Annotated in this window: 15 protein-coding genes and 1 tRNA gene; 7 read left to right on the forward strand and 9 right to left on the reverse strand. The window is 67.1% G+C overall.

What is annotated here, in order from left to right:
- Window positions 1-75 precede the first annotated feature (75 nt).
- The 7 genes from pknB to EFY87_RS16470 are packed head-to-tail and all read right to left on the reverse strand — an operon-like array spanning window position 76 to window position 8,738.
- The gene (gene pknB, locus EFY87_RS16440; protein ID WP_245988707.1) at window positions 76-1,944 is read right to left on the reverse strand and encodes a Stk1 family PASTA domain-containing Ser/Thr kinase; all 1,869 of its coding nucleotides are present in this window, start codon (window positions 1,942-1,944) and stop codon (window positions 76-78) included.
- Complete coding sequence (locus tag EFY87_RS16445; RefSeq protein ID WP_123272577.1) at window positions 1,941-3,188, reverse strand: protein kinase domain-containing protein; 1,248 nt, start codon at window positions 3,186-3,188, stop codon at window positions 1,941-1,943. Before EFY87_RS16445 ends, pknB begins: the two co-directional genes overlap by 4 nt.
- A 22-nt stretch (window positions 3,189-3,210) precedes the next feature.
- On the reverse strand, window positions 3,211-4,665 hold the full coding sequence (locus tag EFY87_RS16450) for a peptidoglycan D,D-transpeptidase FtsI family protein (protein WP_123272578.1): 1,455 nt from the start codon (window positions 4,663-4,665) through the stop codon (window positions 3,211-3,213).
- On the reverse strand, window positions 4,662-6,050 hold the full coding sequence (locus EFY87_RS16455; protein WP_123272579.1) for an FtsW/RodA/SpoVE family cell cycle protein: 1,389 nt from the start codon (window positions 6,048-6,050) through the stop codon (window positions 4,662-4,664). The genes EFY87_RS16450 and EFY87_RS16455 overlap by 4 nt, the downstream gene beginning before the upstream one ends.
- 1 nt (window position 6,051) lies before the next feature.
- Window positions 6,052-7,326, reverse strand: coding sequence for a PP2C family protein-serine/threonine phosphatase (locus EFY87_RS16460; protein WP_123272580.1), 1,275 nt, complete (start codon window positions 7,324-7,326; stop codon window positions 6,052-6,054).
- A gap of 3 nt (window positions 7,327-7,329) precedes the next feature.
- On the reverse strand, window positions 7,330-7,794 hold the full coding sequence (locus tag EFY87_RS16465) for an FHA domain-containing protein FhaB/FipA (RefSeq protein WP_123272581.1): 465 nt from the start codon (window positions 7,792-7,794) through the stop codon (window positions 7,330-7,332).
- Window positions 7,791-8,738, reverse strand: coding sequence for an FHA domain-containing protein (locus EFY87_RS16470; RefSeq protein ID WP_158607684.1), 948 nt, complete (start codon window positions 8,736-8,738; stop codon window positions 7,791-7,793). The genes EFY87_RS16465 and EFY87_RS16470 overlap by 4 nt, the downstream gene beginning before the upstream one ends.
- A 282-nt stretch (window positions 8,739-9,020) precedes the next feature.
- Between EFY87_RS16470 and EFY87_RS16475 the strand changes: the two genes are divergently transcribed.
- A tRNA-Leu gene (locus tag EFY87_RS16475) sits at window positions 9,021-9,103 on the forward strand.
- Between the two features lie 144 nt (window positions 9,104-9,247).
- Window positions 9,248-9,391, forward strand: a complete 144-nt coding sequence (locus tag EFY87_RS20395) for a helix-turn-helix domain-containing protein (RefSeq protein ID WP_158607685.1) — start codon at window positions 9,248-9,250, stop codon at window positions 9,389-9,391.
- Window positions 9,392-9,614: 223 nt separating this feature from the next.
- On the opposite strand, the gene EFY87_RS20100 is transcribed toward EFY87_RS20395, so the two are convergent.
- Window positions 9,615-9,872: a hypothetical protein gene (locus tag EFY87_RS20100; RefSeq protein WP_148043380.1), complete on the reverse strand. Its 258-nt coding sequence runs from the start codon at window positions 9,870-9,872 to the stop codon at window positions 9,615-9,617.
- Between the two features lie 321 nt (window positions 9,873-10,193).
- Complete coding sequence (locus tag EFY87_RS16485) at window positions 10,194-11,201, reverse strand: GlxA family transcriptional regulator (protein ID WP_158607686.1); 1,008 nt, start codon at window positions 11,199-11,201, stop codon at window positions 10,194-10,196.
- 347 nt (window positions 11,202-11,548) lie between these two features.
- Here EFY87_RS16485 and EFY87_RS16490 point away from each other — a divergent pair, with 347 nt between their 5' ends.
- The 5 genes from EFY87_RS16490 (at window position 11,549) to EFY87_RS20400 (ending at window position 15,584) form a co-directional block, all read left to right on the forward strand.
- Complete coding sequence (locus EFY87_RS16490; protein WP_123272585.1) at window positions 11,549-12,481, forward strand: NAD-dependent epimerase/dehydratase family protein; 933 nt, start codon at window positions 11,549-11,551, stop codon at window positions 12,479-12,481.
- Window positions 12,482-12,612: 131 nt separating this feature from the next.
- Window positions 12,613-13,497 (forward strand): acetoacetate decarboxylase family protein, encoded by an 885-nt coding sequence (locus tag EFY87_RS16495; protein ID WP_245988708.1) that lies wholly within the window; start codon window positions 12,613-12,615, stop codon window positions 13,495-13,497.
- 30 nt (window positions 13,498-13,527) lie between these two features.
- Window positions 13,528-14,241, forward strand: coding sequence for a type 1 glutamine amidotransferase domain-containing protein (locus EFY87_RS16500; protein ID WP_123272586.1), 714 nt, complete (start codon window positions 13,528-13,530; stop codon window positions 14,239-14,241).
- A 53-nt stretch (window positions 14,242-14,294) separates the two neighbouring features.
- Window positions 14,295-15,287 carry an alpha/beta hydrolase gene (locus tag EFY87_RS16505; RefSeq protein WP_123272587.1) on the forward strand — a complete coding sequence of 331 codons (993 nt, stop codon included), beginning with the start codon at window positions 14,295-14,297 and terminating at the stop codon, window positions 15,285-15,287.
- A gap of 126 nt (window positions 15,288-15,413) precedes the next feature.
- Window positions 15,414-15,584 (forward strand): hypothetical protein, encoded by a 171-nt coding sequence (locus EFY87_RS20400; RefSeq protein WP_158607687.1) that lies wholly within the window; start codon window positions 15,414-15,416, stop codon window positions 15,582-15,584.
- Window positions 15,585-15,791 lie beyond the last annotated feature (207 nt).

Below are 15,791 nucleotides of genomic sequence, written 5' to 3' on the forward strand. Positions count from 1 at the left end.
CAACGCATTGAGGGGACCCCATACCCGGCCCGGATATGGGGTCCCCTTAATCAGTGTGGGGTCCTCTCGATTAGGTCACTCGTCGCCGTCGCCCGCGTCACCGGCGGTCTTGGTGGGCCCCGGTGACGGCTTCGTCGAGGGGCTGGTCGAGGGTGGACTCGACGGGCTGCTGCTCGGCGAGCTGTGGTGGCTGGTCGGCGAGCTGGGCGGCGAGACCGTGACGGTGGTGGACAGCACTCCGACAGTGAGCGTGACGGTCGAGTTGATGTCGACCAGCTTGCCCTCGGAGGGTGAGACCTTCTGCACCTTGCCGGCCTGATCCGCGTCGGTGACCAGCACCTGCTTGGACTCACCGACTTTCAGGTGAGCCTGCAGGATCGCCAGCTGGGCCGATCCGGCGTCCTGGCCCACCAGACCGGTCGGCACGTGCTCCTTGCCGTTGCTCACGGTCAGGACGACGGGTTGGCTCGGGTCGGCCGACGAACCGAGCGCCGGCTGCGCGGACACGACCTCACCCTTGGCGTACTGCGTGTCGGCGACCTCCTGGCCGGCCACCTGCACCTTGGTGAAGCCGGCCTTGTTCAGGATCTGTTTCGCCTCGTCGACGCTCTTGCCCGAGACGTCGGGCAGCTGCACGAGTCCGGGCCCGTTGCTGACGTTGAGCTGGATCTGGGTGCTCGGATCGACCGAGGTGCCGCGCGTCGGGTCGGTGCCTACGACATACCCTTTGGCGACGTCGTTGCTGTGGACCTCGTGGACGACGACGTCGTCGAAGCCGGCCTTGGCGAGGATCGCCTTCGCCTGCGCCTCGGAACGCTGCACGACGTTGGGGATCACCTCGGTCGTCGGGCCGTTGTTGCGGCCGTTCATCACGAGGTAGCCGATGCCGAGGATGGCCAGCAGTGCCACGACTCCGGCCGCGACCCACAAGCCGGTGAGCTTGCGCGGCGGCGGGCTCTCGTGGATCTCACGGGTGTTGTCCCGGCGCGTGGGCGGCGGCGGAGCCTGCGGCTCGTGCGCGAGGACCGACGCACCAGCGGCGCCGGCGCTGAGCACGGCCGTCGCGCCATCGCTGAGCGGCGCGCCGGTGCGCGCTGCCTGCAGGTCGCTGCGGAAATCGCCCGCGGTCTGGTATCGGTCTTCCCGCCGCTTGGCGAGGGAGTGCAGCGTCACCGCGTCCATCGCCTTGGGCACGGACGGCTCGTATGCCGACGGCGGTTTCGGCGGATCGGTGATGTGCTGGTAGACCAGCGAGACCGGCTCGCCGATGAACGGCGTGCGGCCGGTGAGCAGTTCGAAGAGCACGCACCCGGCCGAGTAGAGGTCGGAGCGGGCGTCGACTGTCTCGCCCTGCGCCTGCTCCGGCGACAGGTAGCGCGCGGTGCCGACCACGGCCTGCGCGGACGTCATCGTCGCGCCCGTGTCGGCCAGGGCGCGCGCGATGCCGAAGTCCATCACCTTGACGCTGCCGCCCTTGGTCAGCATCACGTTCGCCGGCTTGATGTCGCGGTGCACGATGCCCTTGTCGTGCGAATACTCCAGCGCGGACAGGATGCCCATCGTCACGCGGGCCGCCTCGTCCGGGGAGAGCTTGCCCTCCTCGTTGAGGATCTCGCGCAGGGTCTGCCCGTCGACATACTCCATCACGATGTAGGGGATGTCGACGGTGGCGCCGCCGGTCTCGGTGAAGGTGTCCTCGCCCGAGTCGTAGACGGCGACGATCGCGTGGTGGGACAGCCCGGCTGCGGCATGCGCCTCGCGCCGGAAGCGGGTCAGGAAGGTGCTGTCGCGCGCCAGGTCGGCGCGCAGCATCTTGATGGCGACCGTGCGGCCGAGCCGGTTGTCATGCCCGAGATGCACCTCCGCCATACCGCCGCGGCCGATCAGCTCACCGACCTCGTAACGGTCGCCGAGGATGCGGGGCAAGCCTTCGCCGTCGGTCACGAGTTGCCTTCCGGGCTGTAGGTGGTCAGGTTGTTGCTGAACGGTCCGGTGTTGGGCGCCGTCGGCACCTTGGCCCCGGAACCGCCGTCTCTGGCGAGTATGACGCCCACGACGACCGCGATCACGACGAGCACCGCGACGCCGCCGAGGATCAGCCACAGGGCGCGCTTGCTTCCGCCTGTGGCGGCAACCGCCTGGCTGCCGGAGGTCGCGACCGCGGGTGCCGGAGCCGAATGTGCCTTGCGCTGGGCACGGGACTTCGGCTGCTGCGTGCTGGGTGTCTGGGCCTGCCCGCCGGAGCGCGGACCGGCCGCCGGACCCGGCTGGAGGCCGGAGGGGGAGCCGGGCTGCGGACCGGACGGCGCGGTGAAACCACCGTTCGGACTGGGCCGCGGCGGGGTCGCCCAGACGTTGAGCCCCATCTGCTCGCTGTCCGTGACGGCCTGGCGCAGGGCACGCCCGAACTCCTGCGCCGAGCTGGGGCGCTGCGCCGGGTCCTTGCGCAGTCCGGCGTGCACGACCGCGCGCATCGGTGCCGGCACCTCCGTGGGCAGTGGCGGCGGCTCCTCGTTGACGTGCGCGAGTGCGAGCGCGACGGCACTGTCGGCGGTGAACGGCCTTCTGCCGCCGAGCATTTCGTAGGTGACAACGGCCAGCGAGTAGACGTCGGTGAGGGCGGTGGTCTCCCGGCCCATCGCAGCCTCCGGCGCGAGGTACTGGGCGGTGCCCATGACCTCTCCCGTCCGGGTCATCGCCGCCGAGCCGACAGCGCGCGCGATGCCGAAGTCGGTCAGTTTCACCACGCCGTCATGGGTCACCAGCATGTTGGCCGGCTTCACGTCGCGGTGGATCAGCCCGGCGCGGTGCGCAGCCTGCAGCGCCGCCGCTGCCTGGCCCATCAGGTTGGCGGTGTCGGCAGCCGAGATCGGCCCGCGCTCGTGCAGGATCGTCGACAGCGGCTTGCCGGGCACGAACTCCATCACCAGGTAGGCGAGGCTGCCCTCCTCGCCGTAGTCGTAGACCTGGGCGATGTTGCCGTGCGCCAGTGCCGCCGACAGACGGGCCTCGTTGCGGAACCGCTCGGTGAACCCCTTTTCGTCGGTCAGGCCCTCCTTGAGCAGCTTCACCGCCACGTTCCGGCCGAGGATCTCGTCGCTGGCCTGCCACACCTCACCCATGCCGCCGGCCGCGATGCGGTGGGTCAGCCGGTAGCGGCCGCCCATCAGGTCACCCGCTTGGCTCATGCTGGTCGCTCGCTTCGCTCGCTCACTTGCCGATCACTGCTTCCATCACCTGTTTGGCGATCGGTGCTGCCACCAGACCACCAGTCGCCTCTTGTCCGACCGTGCCGCCGTTCTCGACCAGCACCGCCACTGCCACCGTCGGGTTGTCTGCGGGCGCGAACGCGGTGAACCACACGTCGGCGTTGCGTCCCTTGCCGTGCTGCGCGGTGCCCGTCTTGCCCGCCACTTTGATGCCCGGGATGGCCGCAGTGGTTGCCGTGCCCTGAGTCACCACCGACTCCATCATGTCGGTCAGGGAGTCTGCGGTGCTCTTCGAGATCGGCGTGGAGAACGTCTTGGGATCGGTCGATTCGATCACGTCGAGGTTCCCGTCCCGCACTGACTGGACGAGGTATGGCGTCATCTCCTTGCCGCCGTTGGCGATCGTGGCACTCACCATCGCCATCTGCAGCGGGCTTGCGCGCACGTCGAACTGGCCGATCGACGACTGTGCGAGCTCGGGCTTGTTGAGGCTGCCCGGGAAGACGCTCGGTGTCACGGACATCGGGATGGACAGCGGCTGACCGAAGCCGAACTTGGTGGCCATCGACCGCACGGCATCCTGCCCGAGCTCCATCCCGAGCGAGGCGTATGCCGTGTTGCAACTGATCGTCAGCGCCCGTTTGAGGGTGACCTTGCCGCCCGGCCCGCAGTTGCCCGGCCAGTCGTTGGGCAGGTAGTTGTCCGTGCCGGGCAGTCGCAGCCGGGCCGGGCCGGGCAGCTCTGAATTTTCGGTGTACTTGCCGGACTCAAGTGCGGCCGCGGCGTCGATGAGCTTGAACGTCGACCCGGGCGGAGAGAGGTTGCCGTTGATCGCCCGGTTGAGCAGCGGCTGCGCCGGGTCCTTCAGGAGCGCGGTGTACGACGACTGCACCTTGTCCAAGTTGTGGCTGGCCAGCAGGTTCGGGTTGTAGGTCGGGCTGGTCACCATCGCCAGGATCGCACCGGTCTTGGGGTCGAGCGCAACTACTGCTCCGCGCTGGTTGCCCAGGGCCTTTGCCGCAGCCTCCTGGGCCTTGGCGTTGATGGTCAGTTGCACGCTCGCGCCCTGCGCCGATTGGCCGGTCAGGATCTCGGTCAGCCGCCGGTAGAACAGTTTGTCCGAGCTGCCGTTGAGCAGGTTGTCGTAGCTGCGCTCGATCCCTGTGCTGCCGTAGGTGAATGAGAAATAGCCGGTCACGTCGGCATACAACGACCCCTGCGGGTAGGTGCGCAGCCACTTGAACTGGTCGTCGGTCCGCTTCGACACCGCGACCGCGGTGCCGCCGACCAGGATGGACCCGCGTTCCTTGCTGTATGACGCGAGCAGCGTGCGCCGGTTGCCGGGACGGTCGTCCAGGGACCGGGCCTGCACGAACTGGATCAGCGTCGTGGAGATCAGCAGCGCGCAGAACATCGCGGCGATCACCATCCCGAGGCGGCGAATGGGTGCGTTCATGCCCGTCCCCTCTGTGCGTGCGGGGCTCGTGTGGTGACCACCTGGGTGTCCTCGGAGGCGAGCCGTTCGGCGCGGGTGTCGGTGGCGGGGCGCCGGGCCTGGTCGCTGATGCGCAGCAGCAGGGCGATGATCACCCAGTTGGCGAGCAGGGACGAGCCACCGGCGGACAGGAACGGCGTGGTCAGCCCGGTCAGCGGGATGACGCGGGTGACGCCGCCGACGACCACGAAGACCTGCAGTGCCATCGAGAAGGCGAGCCCGGTCGCCAGCAGCTTGCCGAAGCCGTCGCGGGAGGCCAGGGCGGCCCGCAGGCCGCGCTCGACGATCAGTCCGTAGAGCGCCAGGATCGCGAAGAGACCGACCAGACCCAGCTCTTCGCCGAACGACGGGATGATGAAGTCGCTGTTGGCGTAGTAGGTGAGTTCTGGGTGTCCCTGGCCGAGTCCGGTGCCGAAGAGACCACCTGCCGCCATGCCCATCAGGCCCTTGGCGATCTGGTCGGACATGCCCGGCGCGAACGGGTTGAGCCAGAGCGTCACCCGCTCCTGGAAGTGCGCGAAGAGGATCGACGCGACATACGTGCCGACGAGGAACAGGCCGAGCCCGATGATGATCCAGGAGCGGCGTTCCGTTGCGACATACAGCATGCCGACGAAGAGGCCGAAGAACAGCAGCGAGGTGCCGAGGTCAGACTCGAAGACGAGCACTCCGAGGGAGGCAATCCAGGCGATGAGGATGGGGCCCATGTCGCGGGCGCGCGGCAGCGGCAGCCCGAGCACGCGGCGGCCGACCAGGGAGAGCGCGTCGCGGGTCTGCACCAGGTAGCTGGCGAAGAAGATTGCGATCAGGATCTTGGCGACCTCGCTGGGCTGGAAGGAGAATCCGCCGAGGCCGATCCACACGCGAGAACCGTTGATATTGCGGCCGATCACCGGCAGCAGCGGCGTGAGCAGCAGGACGAAACCGGCCAGTCCGAAGCTGAAGGTGTAGCGCCGCAGCCGGCGGTGGTCCGGGACCAGGAAGATCAGCGCGACGGCCGCGGCGACCCCGACGACGGTCCACATCAACTGCTTGGGCGCGGCATCGTCGAGGGCGCCCGGCGCGAGGTCGATGCGGTGGATCATCACCAGCCCGAGACCGTTGAGGAGCGTCACGATCGGCAGCAGCACTGGGTCGGCGTATGCCGCCTTCCAGCGCAGCACCAGGTGGAACGCGAACGCCACGACGGCAAAGCCGCCACCGACGGTGTAGAAGTCGACCGGCAGTGAATCCTCAATGGCCAGGCCGACATTGGCGTAGGCGACCAGCACGATCGCGATCGCGATGATCAGCAGCACCAGCTCGGTGTTGCGACGGGTCCGGGGGCGCGCGAGCGACAATGCCACGTCAGCAACTCCCCCCGTCGGCGACCTGTGTCTGGCAGGTGACCATGTCGGCGCGGAGGTTCTCCACTATGCCGATCGCGGCTTGGCGGCTGCTTGCGGTCATGCTGCGCGACGACACCCGGCTGCGGTCGGAACTCGGCAGGTCGGCGACCCAGATGTCGCTGACGATGTTGACCGAATGCAGCTGGATCGGCCCGAGGTTCTGTGAAATGCCTTGGTAAATGGTCACTTTGCCGTCGTGCTCGGCGATGTAGTACTGCCGCTGCGATGCGGCATACCCGAAGATCCCGAGCGCCGCGAGGACCGCGACAACCAGCAGGGCAAGCAGTCCGCGGCGCAACCAGACGAACCGGCGGGGACCCTCCTCCGCCAGCAGCGGGCCCGCGTCGTCCTGGTCGTCCTCGTCTGCGGGCGGCGCGCTGACCGCGCGGCTGAGCGCGGCGGCCTTCTCCGCCGGGCTGCGCGGCGCGGCGGCGCTGCCGGAGGGACCGTTGCCGTGGGCTGCGGCAGCGCCGACCAGTTGCGGGGAGGTCGTGCTCGATCCGTCGTTGCCGTCCACGACGTCGGCAACGATGACGGTAACGTTGTCCCGGGTCGCCGCTTTCAGCGCGATCGCGATCAGTGCGTCGGCGATCTCTGCTGGGCTGCCCTCGCCGGTGACGATCTGCTCGATGGTGGAGTGCGCGACGTAGTCGGACAGGCCATCGCAGCACAGCAGCAGCCGGTCACCCGGCTTCGCCTCGCGCAGCGACAGGTCCGGCTCGTCGTTCTCGCGGCCGGTGAGCACGCGTGTCACCAGGGACCGTTGCGGGTGGTGCTCGGCCTCTTCGGGGGTGATGCGGCCTTCGTCCAGCAGCGTCTGGACGAAGCTGTGGTCCTTCGTGATCTGGCTGAAGACGCCGTCGCGCACGAGGTAGGCGCGTGAGTCGCCGATGCTGGCCAGCGCCAGCATGTTTCCGCTGCGCAGGAAGGCGACCAGCGTGGTGCCCATCCCCTCCAGCTCGGGGTCGTCGTCCATCTCCGCACGCAAGCGGTCATTGGCGCTGTGAACCGCACCCGCCAGGCGGCGCAGGGCCTCGTCGCTACCGTAGGACTCGCCGTCGAGGCCGATCAGCTCCTGCACGACGGTCGAGCTGGCCATGTCACCAGCAGCGTGCCCGCCCATGCCGTCGGCGAGCACCAGCAGATCGGGTCCGGCATACCCCGAGTCCTCGTTGCGGGTCTTGCTGCCGAGACCGAGGTCCGTGCGCGCGGCATACCGCAGGGAGATCGACATGGGCTACTTCCTGGCCTCGAGCACCGTCTGGCCGATCCGCACCCGCGCACCCTCCGGGAGCGGGGTGCCTTCGCCGATGCGTTCGCTGCCGACGTAGGTGCCGTTGGTCGAGCCGAGGTCGTCGATCAGCCAGCCGTCGCCGCCGGGGTAGATCCGGGCGTGGCGGCCGCTGGCGAAGTCGTCGGAGAGAACGAGGGTGCACTCGGGGTTGCGGCCGATCAGCACGCCGTTCTCGGTGAGCGGGACGCTGCCGCCGCGCATCGGTCCCTCGATGATCGCCAGCCGGGTGGGTCCGCGACGTGCGGGCTTGGCGGCGCGAGCGGGTGCCGACTGCCCGCGGCCACGTCCGCGGGCGGCGGAGTGCGTGCCGTAGAGGTCGCCCCGGAGCACGCTGACGATGCTGAAGATGAACGCCCAGAGCAGCGCGAGCAACCCGAGCCGGATCGCCGTGAGAGTGAGTTCGCTCACCGGTGTCCGCCTTCGTGCAGCAGCAGGTGGGTGCGGCCGATGGTGAGGCGGTCTCCGTCGGCCAGGTGCATGGAGCCGATCGGGTCACCGTTGACGAAGGTGCCGTTGGTCGAGCCGAGGTCGCGAATGGTGATCACCTGGTGCGGACCGTCGAAGGTGATGCGAATCTCGCTGTGTCGCCTGGAAACTCCCGGGTCGTCGAGCACGATGTCGGCGTCGTCGTCACGGCCGATGACGGTGATCGCGCCGTTCAGCGGGTAGTGGTCGCCGTCGACGTCGAGCCACGGTCGCTGCCGGAGGCGTTTCGGGGCCGCCGGTGAGGGGCGGTGGTCGTCGCGCGCGCCGGCGGGGCGAGAGGGGTATGCCGGGCCGGGTGCGGCGGGGGCACTCACGGGTGCGGCCGGTGCCTGGGGCCAGCCGCCGGAGCGTGCTCCGGCGTGGTCGGTCGAGTAGCCGGGGGGACCCGCCTCGCTCTGGCCGGTCGAGTAGCCGGGGGAGCGCAGCGGAGGAGGTGTATCGAGACCCGGCGCCATACGTTCCGGCATACGCCGCATGCCGGGTTCCACCTGCCGGGCGGTGGAGGGGCGTAACCGGAACACTCCGGTCTCGAGACTGTCGTCCTCGGTGAACTGCACGCTGACCGGTCCGCCGGGCTGGTAGCGCTGGCTCTCGGCGTGCTCGGATGCCGTCGCGATCAAGTCGTCGGCGAGTTCGCCCTCGTCCTCGGTGACCAGCACCTCGTAGTCGGTGGTCGACAGCTCGATCACGAACAGGTTGGGCACGATTAAGCGCCGGCCCTTGCCTGCACTCACTGCGCGGTCATCCATCGCCCGGCGCATCGCGCTCGCGATCTCGACCGGCTGCACCTCGGAGCGGAATGCCTTCGCGAAGGCGCCGTTGACGCCGCGCTCGATGCTGCGTTCCAGCTTGTCGAAGATGCCCACGTGTCGCCTCCTTGCTCCGGGTCGTGACGGTTCGTCCATCCTGGCGGCGGCGCCGCGCACGTCATGGTAACTGTGTGGCGTATGACGTTCCGGCATACGCGCTGGGATCCGGCCAATTCGAGACCCGCTCTCCCGGTTCTCGCGAGTGACGGCTTCCTCGCCGAGCGACGGTGAGATTGCACCGTCTGTGGGCGAACTCGCCGTCATTCGGTGCGTTTCCCGCGGGTATGACGCCAGGATTTGGTGTTCTCCCGGCTGACAGGGCACACTGGTCCGGCACTCGCGCGAGTGGCGGAACGGCAGACGCGCTGGCTTCAGGTGCCAGTGTCCGAAAGGGCGTGGGGGTTCAAATCCCCCCTCGCGCACGCGAGGCAGGTTTCCGAACTTCACGGCAGTGGGGTGACAAACTCCGGCAACGGGGTGACTTGCACAAACGGTCCGTGACGACTTGGTCGTCACGGACCGTTCTCGTATGTCGGAGTTCGTGGACCCAAGTCCGAGGAGGCGCCGTGGCTGAGGCATCTGAGGTGCTCGCTGCGTTCGGCGCGCGCGTGGCCGAACTGCGCAGGGCGCGTGGGATGTCGCAGGCTGACCTCGCCTCGGCATCCGGTGTCGACCGGGTCAGCATTAGTCGAGTGGAACGTGGCCTCTAGCTGCCCACGACGGTTAACGGGACCAGGTGGGCGCTGTCCGCGATCGCGGCGCGTACGGTGCCGACCGATCCTGGCCGCAGCCACTCGCGGTCAATGGGCAGCGAGCAAATGAGGCGTCCTACCGGTAGCTCATTGCATTTTTGAACGGTCGTCCGAAGCGCCTTTCGCTCCCCGCGAGGTATGAACCCTGTCTGCGATAGAACGGCATCGAATGCCGAACCAACTACATGGGCTGCGAGGGCAGCACCGGTAAAAGGGAGTCTTGCTGATCAGCGATCTTGAACGGTTCTTCTGCAGTACAAGTCGCACCGAGCTTGCAGGCTGCTTGTCCGACGGCGACCACGCCCGTCTGGTCTTCATACCGTTGAAAGAGCTCGTGGAGATTCGCTGGCCAGGACGAGGTTGTGGCAACCGTGACGCGTGAGTTGACGCGCGCGATCACATCGCTTGCCCCGGTCGAAGGCAGTTGCGCCATATCCATAGATCGCTCCGTTCGGGTGCGATCGCCTGCCACCGACACATTCAAGTAAACCGGCAATATCCGACAACTGTGGACTACACGCCGGACGATGTCCCACTTCCCGGGCTCGGTAGCGGTATTGCGAACCGACTGTAGCTTGAACTTCAGCATCCCTCGGCCGCGCTGTTCTGGAGCCCTTCGTCTGCAGCAGACAGGCTTCGAATTCCAGATAGAATGAGAGGTCGAGGCTCGCGCTCAGCAAAGCGTTCCGGGGCGGCGCGGCACATCTCCGTCAGTCGCGTAAATGCAGTGAGTCTTGTGTCGAATTGGAGTTACAGCTGGCTACTGGGCGGTCGCACTGGCGGTGCTGAACTTGCGGCGGTGTTCGGCCGGGCTGAGGCCGGTCTCGCGCCGGATGAGCCGTCGGAGGGTGGTGGGGTCGTCATACCCCACGGAGTGGGCGATCTTCTCGAACGAATCTTGTGTCGTGGCAAGGGCGTACGTCGCTCGTTCGATGCGCAGGCGTTGGGCGTACTGGGTGATCGAGAGCCCGGTCGCCTGCAGGAATCGTCGCTGCAATGTTCTGGGATGCGTGGCTGTCACGTTCGCGAGGTGGGCGAGGGACGGCGCCGAGGCCAACTCCAGATCGAGTGTTTGTTGCGCGAGCCGCACCACTTCGTCGTGATGCTCGGTCGAGGGCAGCAATTCGATGTAGGGAAGCTGTTGGGACCGTGGGGCGTCGGCGATCATGAACTTCGCCGTACGCAGCATGATGCTCGGCCCCAGCATCGACTCGACGATTGACAACCCCAGGTCGAGCCACGCCATGATCCCGGCCGCGGTGACGACGTCCCCTTCGTCGATCACCATCTGCTCGGCGTCGAGAAGCACGCCCGGGAATCGCTTCTTGAACTCGTCGACGAAGGCCCAATGCGTTGTCGCGTGCCGGCGTTCCAGCACCCCCGTCTCGGCCAGCACGAAGACGCCGGCGCACAGCGCGCAGAGCGTGGCACCGTTGTGGCGCTGCTCCAGTGCCCAATCGCGCAGCGCCCGAACGGTGCTCATCCGCTCGGGAGGTATCAAGCTGGGCGGGAACAGCACGTGCGACGGCTTGTGCGGTGTCCCAGGGTGTGAGTCATAGCTGCATGTGACGGCCTCCTCGGACCAGACCCAGTGACTCACCCGGATGTGCTCGTTCGACCGCCCCGCAAGTGCCAGCTGCTCAGTCGCTATGCGAAAGACGTCGGTCAGGCCGTAGACGGCCGCGAGTTGGCAATCCGGGTACTGCACGATCGCAATCTCGCGCGATCGCGTGTCGTGATCTACCTCATCCGAGTCGCTCGTGACCATGGTGAACACCCTACGTCTCGCCTTACGGTCGACACGACCGATCGATGACGCATCCGGAATGAGAGGTGGGGTCCCGAATGAGAGACGAGCGACTCTGCGTCCGGCCGTGTCCTCCACGGCGCCGATGCGGGCATCGACAACAAGGGCCACGGCCAGCTCCGGGCGAGCGGCACCTGCCACTACCCAACCCAGTGTTGACACTGCATACATTGCCTCGTACCGTAATGCGAGCACTGTTAACATGCTCGATCCTGAGGGCTCGGTGCGAACGGGTCAGGGGCAATCGGCGCAGTGTGCGTGCACCTCGGCTCCAAGGGCGAGCACTGTGCAATCGAAAGGACCAAGCCGTGCAGACGATTCTGGGCGCGAACGGACAGATCGGGTCGGAGCTGGCCCACGAGCTGCACCGCAGCTACACGAGTGAGCTACGGCTGGTCAGCCGGAGTCCGAAGCGCCTGCATGACTCCGACGACCTGATGGCAGCGAACCTGATGGACCCCGAGGCGACCGAGGCCGCCGTGGCCGGCAGCGACGTGGCGTACTTCACCGTTGGGCTGCCGCCCGACGCCAAGCTCTGGGCGGAGCAGTTCCCGGTGATGATGGAGAACGCGATCGCCGCCTGCGCCAAGCACGGGACCAAGCTGGTGTTCTTCGACAACACCTACATGTACCCGATGACCAGCCAGCCACAGACCGAGCGGACGTCGTTCGAGCCGGTGGGCAGCAAGGCGCAGACCCGGGCGTACATCGCCACGATGTTGTTGGACGCGATGGATGCCGGTCGCGTGGAGGCAGCCATCTGCCGCGCGCCGGAGTTCTACGGACCGGGCAAGACGCAGAGCCTGACGAACACGCTGGTCTTCGACAGGTTGGCCGAGGGCAAGAAGGCACGGGTTCCGTTGCGGGACGACACCCGAAGGACGTTGATCTGGACCCCGGACGCCAGCCGGGGGATGGCGCTGATCGGCAACACCCCCTCGGCATTCGGTCAGACGTGGCATCTGCCGTGTGCCGACGACCACCCGACCTACGCGCAGCTCGTGCAGCTGTGTTCGGAGGAGTGGGGTCGCGATGCCGACTATGCGGTGATGTCCAAGCCTGCGTTTTTCGTGGGCAGTCTCGTCAACAAGGGTGCTCGCGAGTTCCGGGCACTCCTGCCGCGGTATGCCGTCGACACGATCTTCGTGTCCGACAAGTTCAAGCAAGCCTTCCCCGGCTTCGAGACCACCACGTACCGCTCAGGCGTCGCCGCCCTGCGGGCCGAGCACGGGAAAGGCTGAGTCGCTGCGGCATTCCGCGGCGCGCCGTACTTCGATATCCCTAATGTTAGCATTGATTACATTGCCTGTGGGAGACCCTGCCGGCCATCGCGAGAAGGGCATGGATGATGACGGATACACAAACTGTTGAGGTGGAGCTCGGCAGCAGGAAGGTGAGCGTGCCGTGCGACGGGCTCTTTGCCCGCTACCGCATGGACACCGATCTGGATGTCGTGGAGGCTGACCCGCGGGTCAGCACCGTCGACTTCTTCCGCACGCTGCCGAAGACGAAGGTCGAGTCGGCGATCGGAACCACGAGCACACCGAACTTCTACTACGCCATGTCGAAGGCGCAGATCAGCTTCGTCGCACCGACCAAGGCGCTGCGTAGCCGGCTGCCGGACGCTCTGGACCCGCTGACCGTCGCGCCCGGACTCGGGCTGTTCTCCGTCATCATCTTCCGCTACGACGTGTGCGACATCGACTTCTACACCGAGGCCACCGTCGGGATCGCGGTCAAGGAAGTGCGACACGGCAACCTCCCGCCCGTCGACTTGCTGGCCGCCTTGGGGAACGACCACTTGTACACCTACGTGCTCTCCCTTCCAGTGAACACCGAGATCGCCCAGGTGCGCGGGCACGACGGTTACGGGTTCCCCAAGTGGGTCACCGACATTGACATCGACATCGACGCACGTCGCGCCACGGGCCGGGTCGCCAACGACGACGGGGGCACCGACATTGCCTTGTCGGTGGCGACCCCGAAGCAGAAGAAGGTCGCCAGCGGGGAGAGCGTGTCGACTCTCACGTCATACACCGAACTGAACGGCGGGTGGAACCAGACGCTCAGCCAGACCAACAACCTGGTCTTCGGCAGCGACCTGCTGCCGGGGGACGTGGGCCTTGAGCTGGGGTCGGGGAGGTTGAGCGACGACATCCGATCCCTCAAGCCCAAGCGACCGCTGCGGTTGGACGTGTTCACCGAGTGCCAGAACGCCCTCCACATCCCCGTGCCCGTGTCGTTTCCCGCGCGATGAGACTCGCCTGCGGCGAAACGAGATTGAGTCATGACATCTGTACTGATGGTGCTCTCGGCGGCACGTCACTGGACCTTGAACGACGGCACGCTGCACCCGACCGGCGTGTGGGCCGAGGAATTCGCGGTCCCCTACCAGCTCTTCGTCGACGCCGGTTTCGACGTCACGGTCGCAACCCCCGAGGGTAAGCAGCCGGTGATCGACAAGCTCAGCCTCGGTATCTCGGGCGGCCTGCCGTCCAAGACCAAGAAGGTCGCTGCCGAGGTGGAACGGTTGCAGCCGGTGCTGGACCATCCGGCGAACCTGTCCGACATGGATCCCGGCGACTTCGACCTGGTCTTCTACTCCGGCGGCCACGGCCCGATGGAGGACCTGACGGTCGACGAGGTCTCCGGCGCGCTGCTCACCAAACGCCTGGCGTCCGGCCGTCCGCTGGCGCTGCTGTGCCACGCACCCGCAGCCTCCCTGGCCGCGAAAAACCCGGACGGCAGTTGGCCGTTCCAGGGCTACCACATGACCGGCCTGTCCAACCGCGAAGAACGCCTCAACAAGTTCGCCTGGAAGGCCAAATGGCTGCTGGAAGACCGGCTCAAGGAAGCCGGCGCCGACTACTCCAAGGGCCTACCACTACGTCCCCACGTGGTCGTCGACCGCAACCTCTACACCGGCCAAAACCCCCAGTCCTCAGAGCAACTCGCGCGGCGACTCATCACCGAACTGCAAGCTCCGGCCGCGTCTGACTGACTGGCGCCTCATCCCTGAGCGCTACCTTACCCATCCCACGAAGGAGCAACACGATGTCCGAGATTCCTGCACCCATCACGCCCTACCTGGAGCCGGCAGCCAACGAGTTGGCCGATGCCACCGCCCCGCACCCGCGGATCTACGAGGTCCCGCCGGAGGAAGGCCGCAAGATCCTCGCCGACCTGCAGAGCGGAGAAGGCGTCGAGCGTCCGGACGTCGACGAGGAATGGGTCGACATCGATGCCGGCGAATGGGGCACCGTCCGCACCCGCATCATCCGACCCAAGGGCGCCACGGGCGCACTGCCCGGGCTGTTCTACATCCACGGCGCCGGCTGGGTGTTCGGTGACGACAAGACCCACGACCGGCTCTTCCGCGAACTGACCGTCGGTGCCGGCGCCACCGGCATCTTCCCCATCTATGACCGGGCGCCGGAGAAGGGTTACCCGACCCAGGTCGAGCAGAACTACGCCGTCGGCCAGTGGGTGGCCGAGCACGGCGCGGAGCACGGCATCGACACCTCGCGTCTGGCGGTCACCGGCGAATCCGTCGGTGGGTGCATGTCGGCTGTCTTCGCGTTGATGAACAAGGACCGTGGCGGCCTGGACCTCAAGGCACAAGCACTGCTCTACCCGGTGACCAACGCCGACTTCGACACCCCGTCATACATCCAGTTCGCCGACGGCTACTACCTGACCCGTGACGGGATGAAGTGGTTCTGGGACGCCTACACCACCGACCCGGCAAAGCGGGCCGAGAAGTACGCCTCCCCGCTGCAGGCGACCCTCGATGAGCTCAAGGGGCTGCCGACCACCCTGGTAATCACCGACGAGGCCGACGTGCTGCGTGACGAGGGCGAGCAGTACGCCAACAAGCTGCGCGAAGCAGGCGTCGACGTCACCTCGGTGCGCGTCGCCGGCATGGTCCACGACTTCCTGCTGCTGGACAGCCTGCGCGACACCAAGGCCGCCAATGTCGCCCGCAAGCTGGCGATCGACTTCCTGCACACCGCGCTCAACGGTGGCGGCGAGCCGTTCACCGGCTGACCCAATAACTCGGGTGGGTCAAGCGTTTGCGGGCGTTTGACCCACCCGATCTCCCTCCACAGGTCCGCGGGAAACCTCATGTTCCGAAACGCACACCCTGTTACCTATCGCGGCAGCACGGCTCTCGTGACCGGTGCGAGTTCGGGGTTTGGCGCTGAATTCGCCCAACAGATCGCCACGGCGGGGCTTCACCCGATCGTGGTGGCGCTGATCCGCAAGGTGAACGACCGGACCGTATCGCGGCTGCGCACACACCTGAACGAACGTGCCCGTACCACCAGGAAGGACCGCACATGACGACCACGGTGACCCAGGTGGCGATCAGCGAGCCCGGGGGCCCGAAGTCCTCCAATTGCGGCACGCTGCTGTCCCAGCCCCGAGACCTGGAGAGATCCTCGTCCGGGACGAAACTGTCAAGGGCCAGTGATTTCTGCCCAGGGGCGGTCGTGAGACCTGCCCGGTGACGGTCACGAGAATTGCCCGGTGATGGCCGTGGGATCTGCC

The sequence above is a fragment of the Flexivirga caeni genome, from assembly GCF_003724155.1.
Classification (GTDB): Bacteria; Actinomycetota; Actinomycetes; order Actinomycetales; family Dermatophilaceae; genus Flexivirga; species Flexivirga caeni.

Coding starts and splice junctions, on each gene's coding strand:
- EFY87_RS16445 (WP_123272577.1), bottom strand. CDS start 3,188: ATGAGCCAAGCGGGTGACCTGATGGGCGGCCGCTACCGGCTGACCCAC.
- EFY87_RS16450 (WP_123272578.1), bottom strand. CDS start 4,665: ATGAACGCACCCATTCGCCGCCTCGGGATGGTGATCGCCGCGATGTTC.
- EFY87_RS16460 (WP_123272580.1), bottom strand. CDS start 7,326: ATGTCGATCTCCCTGCGGTATGCCGCGCGCACGGACCTCGGTCTCGGC.
- EFY87_RS20100 (WP_148043380.1), bottom strand. CDS start 9,872: ATGGATATGGCGCAACTGCCTTCGACCGGGGCAAGCGATGTGATCGCG.
- EFY87_RS16485 (WP_158607686.1), bottom strand. CDS start 11,201: ATGGTCACGAGCGACTCGGATGAGGTAGATCACGACACGCGATCGCGC.
- EFY87_RS16500 (WP_123272586.1), top strand. CDS start 13,528: ATGACATCTGTACTGATGGTGCTCTCGGCGGCACGTCACTGGACCTTG.
- EFY87_RS16505 (WP_123272587.1), top strand. CDS start 14,295: ATGTCCGAGATTCCTGCACCCATCACGCCCTACCTGGAGCCGGCAGCC.